This is a genomic window from Microcystis sp. M079S1 (assembly GCF_020246425.1).
Taxonomy (GTDB): Bacteria; Cyanobacteriota; Cyanobacteriia; order Cyanobacteriales; family Microcystaceae; genus Microcystis; species Microcystis aeruginosa.
In genome coordinates this window covers 1-4,896 of the sequence record NZ_JADBSZ010000351.1, presented here as the reverse complement: position 1 = coordinate 4,896, position 4,896 = coordinate 1, and the positions used below count along the sequence as shown (strand labels likewise).

Below are 4,896 nucleotides of genomic sequence, written 5' to 3'. Positions count from 1 at the left end.
TTGTTCTGGTGTTGGGTAAAATCGAAACGAATAGGCTTTCTCCATACCTCACATTTTAGCATATATTTCGCAAATGTGCTAATATTTAACAGTAAAGCCGTCGTAGAACGACGGGGTTTCAGACCCAAATTTTCGATGAGTAGGTATTTGATACTAGATTCCCTGTTCAGATCATACCGGAATCAGTGACCAAAATCAGTTATCAGTAATCAGTTATCAGTAAACAGTGATCAGTGAAAGGACAGCACTGTTAATGCTATTTCATCCTCCTCACTTAATACCCCTGACTAAAAACCCAGAGCTGATAACTGATCACTGATCACTGATTACTGACAGGCTGCGGTGGATGTGGAGAAATTTAGTCATTTCCTCCACTGCTAGAGGGCCACTGATGCGATTGCCTTGCATTCTCTCGCAACCTAATTCTTGCAGGATTTCTAATTGTTGTTGGGTTTCTACTCCCTTGGCGATCACTATTAAGTTAAAACTTTTCGCTATCGCCAACAATGACGAGATAAAACGGGTATCTTGGGGATTATTACTCAGGTTTTTCGTTAAAGATTGCTCTATTTTCAGTTTTTTCACGGAAAATTGACCGAGATAGGCGATCGACGCGTAACCGCTGCCAAAATCATCAAGGGTGATACCAATACCCAATTCCTGCAAATCCCCAAGAATTCGACCGGTTTCGCGGCTATTTTCTAGTAAACTTGTCTCAGTTATTTCCATCTCCAGAAAGAAAGGCCCGATTTTGCTTTCAGTCAAGACTTCTTTGAGGATGGTGAGCAACTGCGGATCCCGCAATTGGTGCGGGGACAGATTGATCGAGATGGGAGTGTATAATAATCCTCGCTGCTGCCATATTTGTGCTTGTTGACAGGCATTTTTCAGCACCCAACGATTAAGCTCAAGGATTAACTCGCTTTCTTGGATTAAGGGTAAGAAACGATTAGGAGCGATTAATCCGAATTGAGGGTGTAACCAGCGCAATAATACCTCTAACCCTTCCACTTGTCCCTGAGTCATATTAACTTGCGGTTGATAGTAAAGAGCTAATTCATTATTTCTGATTGCCTGATAGAGAAAATATTCAACTTTAGAACTACGAGTATTTTTAGGGTGAACATTAACTGACTCTATCCTGGAGTTATTATTGATATTATTCTTGACCGCTACTAAATTTTCCTCCAGTTTCTGTAAAATTATTTTTCTGTCTGTGCCGACGGGGGGACAGATAACTGAACCTAAATTGAATCGCACGGCTAGGGAGTGATTTTCGATTTCGTAATTATTTTCTAGGGTTTCAATAATTCTTTGACTAACTTTTTCCAGATCATTAGCCTTATTAATTTGTGGCAGCAGGATAATAAATTCGTCCCCTCCCCAACGAGCGACTATATCCCCCGATCTCAAATTTTTTCTTAACCGTTCACTGACGATTTTTAATAGCTTATCTCCCAGTCGATAACCTAGTCGATTGTTGACATTTCTTAGCCGCTCTACATCCACTAATAACAGACCGAGCATTTGATTACTTTTCTGGGCATTATTAATAGCATTTGACAGATATTCATTAAAGAGAGAACGGTTAGGCAAATTCGTGAGAGGATCTAGGGAAGATTCCTCTTGAGTCCTGTTATCAAAACTAATGATCTGGGATGGGGAATGATGGAGAATTAGGGTACTTTTTGCGTGGAGGTTATCCCGGCTATAATTTGCTTCATTTTCCGTCAGATCCACTCGTAGCTGTCCTGAACTTTTAACCGGTGCTTGCTCTATTTTTTCTTGACTGGCTATTAAATGAAAACTGGCATTTATATCACAGCCAAAGTTAATTAAATCACCATCTTTTAATTCATGAACCAAGCATTTAGACCCATTGACATAAATACCATTATGACTTTTATTCCCCTCTAAATCACCATCAAGAATCCAATAGGAAAAATTTTGGCGATCAATACTCTTTTTAATTAAAGTCGCATGATAGCGAGACGCGTGTTTGGAGCGAAGAACAATTTGATTATCGGACTTACGGCCGAGAGAATATTTCATGTCTTCTAGGGTAATTGTTCTTCTCCCTTGAGGGTCTTCCACAATGAGGAGATAACGGGAATTGGATGAACCACTAATCATTTTTTCGGTACCTCGACAAAATATAAGTTAATATGCTCCCTCAAAAGTCATGGCTTATTCGTCTTTAACTTAATTTATTTTCTCAATAAAGTGTTGGGTGTGATTTGGAACAGTTACTTAACAGGAATTGCGTCACATCTTCTGGTTTCAAGGTCTGAGTCAACCAAAATCCTTGTACTTCTTCAAATTCTGTACTAGGCCGATTATAGTCGATAACATGGCTAAATGCTCGGTTTTTGATGGTAAAGATGGGATAAAGGTTCGCTCTTCAAGCTGTCGAGGGGATATTTATCAATATAACTTAAGAAGGAATAGCCAGTATCAAAATTATCTAAAACTAACTGTACCCCTAATTCCTTGGCTTAAAGCTGACCCCGCTCCCACGCAGTTTTAACGAGCAATTCAGATAGTCAACAGCTTACCGACAATCAGCAATTATCAGTCATCCTTAAATTGGTACAAATGTATGTACACCCCCCTGTAAGCATCCCACTTGCAAAGCTAATGCTTTCCAGCGTTTGGGGGAGACAGTTCCTCCACGGACATCTGATAGCAAATCGGTTTTTAGTGGTACGATTAACTGCCAATCAAACTTTAAAAACCCGCTCCCTTACTCCCCACTTCCCACTTCCCACTCCCCAACGGGGGGTTTGGGGGGTAGAATCCCCCAAGAGTCAAAGATTAAGTGATAAAATCGGAAATAACAGCCAATTCTAGCCGAGAGTTTCCCTTTAAAAATCCCAACCTAGTAAATTTACAAAAATGAGATGCAACCGACAGGAGTTCTCCCTATGGATAGCAACCGATTAATCGAAGAATTAAAAAATCCCGACTTTTATCCTCATTCTGTCAAAATTCCCGTTGAAATTATCCAAACCCATGCTTCAATTATCTTCTTGACAGGAGATTATGCCTATAAAGTCAAGAAACCGGTTAATTATAATTTTTTAGATTTCTCCACTTTAGAAAAGAGAAAATATTATCTAGAACAGGAACTAGAGTTAAATAAAAAAGTTGCCGCCAATATCTATCTGGAAGTTTTGTCAATTAATGAGGAACGGGGTAGCATAAGTTTAAATGGAGAAGGGAAAGCGATCGAATACATTTTAAAAATGAATCAGTTCCCCCAAGAATGTTTACTGAGTAAAATTTTTGAACGGGGAGAACTAACGGAAAAAGCTATAAGCTCTTTGGCTGAAAAAGTGGCAAGATTTCATCGACAAGCTGTGACTAATTCCTATATTACTCAATTTGGCAATTTAGAAGTTATTAAACAAGCTTTTGATGAAAACTACCAACAAACCGAGAAATATATTAATTTTGTCCAAACCCAAAAACAATACGATGAAACGAAAGCTTATACAGATAAATTCTTCGCAGAACACGGAGATTGGTTAGAGGAAAGACAAATAAAAGGGATGATTCGCGAATGTCACGGCGACTTACATTTAAATAATATCTGTCAGTGGCAGGGAGAAATACAATTATTTGATCGCATAGAATTTAATGAATCTTTTCGCTTCGTTGATGTCATGTATGATATTGCTTTTACAGTCATGGATTTAACCGCTAGGGGGAGAGGAGATTTCGCTAATTTATTTGTGAATACTTATTTAGAACAAACCGCCGACTGGGAGGGTTTAAAAGTCTTGCCTCTCTACCTGACTAGACAAGCGTATGTGAGAGCAAAAGTCAATAGTTTTTTGCTTGATGGTGACAGTTTTTCCGAGAAAATTAAAGCCAATGCACAGGATTATTATCAATTAGCTTGGCAGTACACACAACCGCAGAAACCGAGATTAATTCTGATGTCGGGATTTTCTGGCTCGGGTAAGAGTACCATAGCGAAAGTAATTGCTAAAAATCTTAATGCTATTCAGATTCGTTCCGATGCAGTTCGCAAACATTTGGCTGGAATTGACTTAAATCAAACAGGAATTCTAGACATATATAGTCTCGAAATGAGTCAAAAAACCTTCGCTCGACTGGCGGAATTAGCCGAAATTTTAATAGCTTTAGGTTATCCGGTTATTCTCGATGCACGCTACGATAAATATGCTTGGCGAGAACCCTTATTAACCTATGCCCAAAATTTACAGATTCCTTTTCATATTGTCCATTGTCACGCACCTATAGAAGTTTTAAAACAACGGATTGCCGCTAGAAAAGGTGATATTTCTGACGCTACTATCGAGGTTTTAAATGCCCAAATTGAGAAAACAGAACCTTTTAATGAAAAAGAACAACCCTATCTAATTTCCCTAGATACTACTAATCCCAATTGGCCAGAATTTTTCGAGAGTCAATTAGATAAATAGGTTGAGATGAATCACCGATATAGCCATTCTTATAATTAAGTTATCTTGTATAAAGCAGCAAAAAGGAGAAGCGATGGAAACTGTAGTGTTAAATCTAGAGACAGTTAATCTGACCGATGAACAATTTTATCATCTCTGTCAGGCTAATCAAACATGGAATTTAGAACGTAATCAAAAAGGAGAATTATTAATTATGCCTCCCGTGGGTGGAAATAGTGGTAATCGAGAAGCTGATTTAATTGCTGATGTAACGATTTGGAATCGTCAAAGTAATTCCGGTAAAGTCTTTAGTTCTTCGACAATTTTTCGTTTACCAAATGGAGGAGATCGTTCTCCTGATGTTGCTTGGATAAAACGGGAGAGATGGGAAGCTTTGAGCGCAGAAGAGCGAGAAAAGTTCCCGCCTTTGTGTCCTGATTTTGTGATTGAATTACGTTCTCGTACC

The 4,896-nt window shown here is 38.6% G+C and carries 4 protein-coding genes; 2 read left to right on the top strand and 2 right to left on the bottom strand.

Going from position 1 to position 4,896, the window contains the following annotated elements; all coding sequences use genetic code 11:
• Together IM456_RS23450 and IM456_RS22660 are read right to left on the bottom strand one after the other, a co-directional pair.
• Positions 1–45 (bottom strand): helix-turn-helix domain-containing protein (locus IM456_RS23450; protein ID WP_353737100.1); only part of this gene is annotated, 45 nt, incomplete at its 3' end.
• 267 nt (positions 46–312) lie between these two features.
• Entirely contained in the window at positions 313–2,133 is a 1,821-nt protein-coding gene (locus IM456_RS22660) for an EAL domain-containing protein (protein ID WP_287692375.1), read from the bottom strand.
• A 791-nt stretch (positions 2,134–2,924) separates the two neighbouring features.
• On the opposite strand from IM456_RS22660, the gene IM456_RS22655 reads away from it, so the two are divergent.
• Both IM456_RS22655 and IM456_RS22650 read left to right on the top strand, forming a co-directional pair.
• Entirely contained in the window at positions 2,925–4,451 is a 1,527-nt protein-coding gene (locus IM456_RS22655) for a bifunctional aminoglycoside phosphotransferase/ATP-binding protein (protein ID WP_287692374.1), read from the top strand.
• A 73-nt stretch (positions 4,452–4,524) separates the two neighbouring features.
• Positions 4,525–4,896, top strand: a 372-nt coding sequence (locus tag IM456_RS22650) for a Uma2 family endonuclease (RefSeq protein ID WP_287712810.1), incomplete at its 3' end; no start/stop codon positions are given.

Bases quoted from the DNA above. Each gene is read 5' to 3' on its own strand.
- IM456_RS22660 (WP_287692375.1), bottom strand. From the start codon at position 2,133: ATGATTAGTGGTTCATCCAATTCCCGTTATCTCCTCATTGTGGAAGAC.
- IM456_RS22655 (WP_287692374.1), top strand. From the start codon at position 2,925: ATGGATAGCAACCGATTAATCGAAGAATTAAAAAATCCCGACTTTTAT.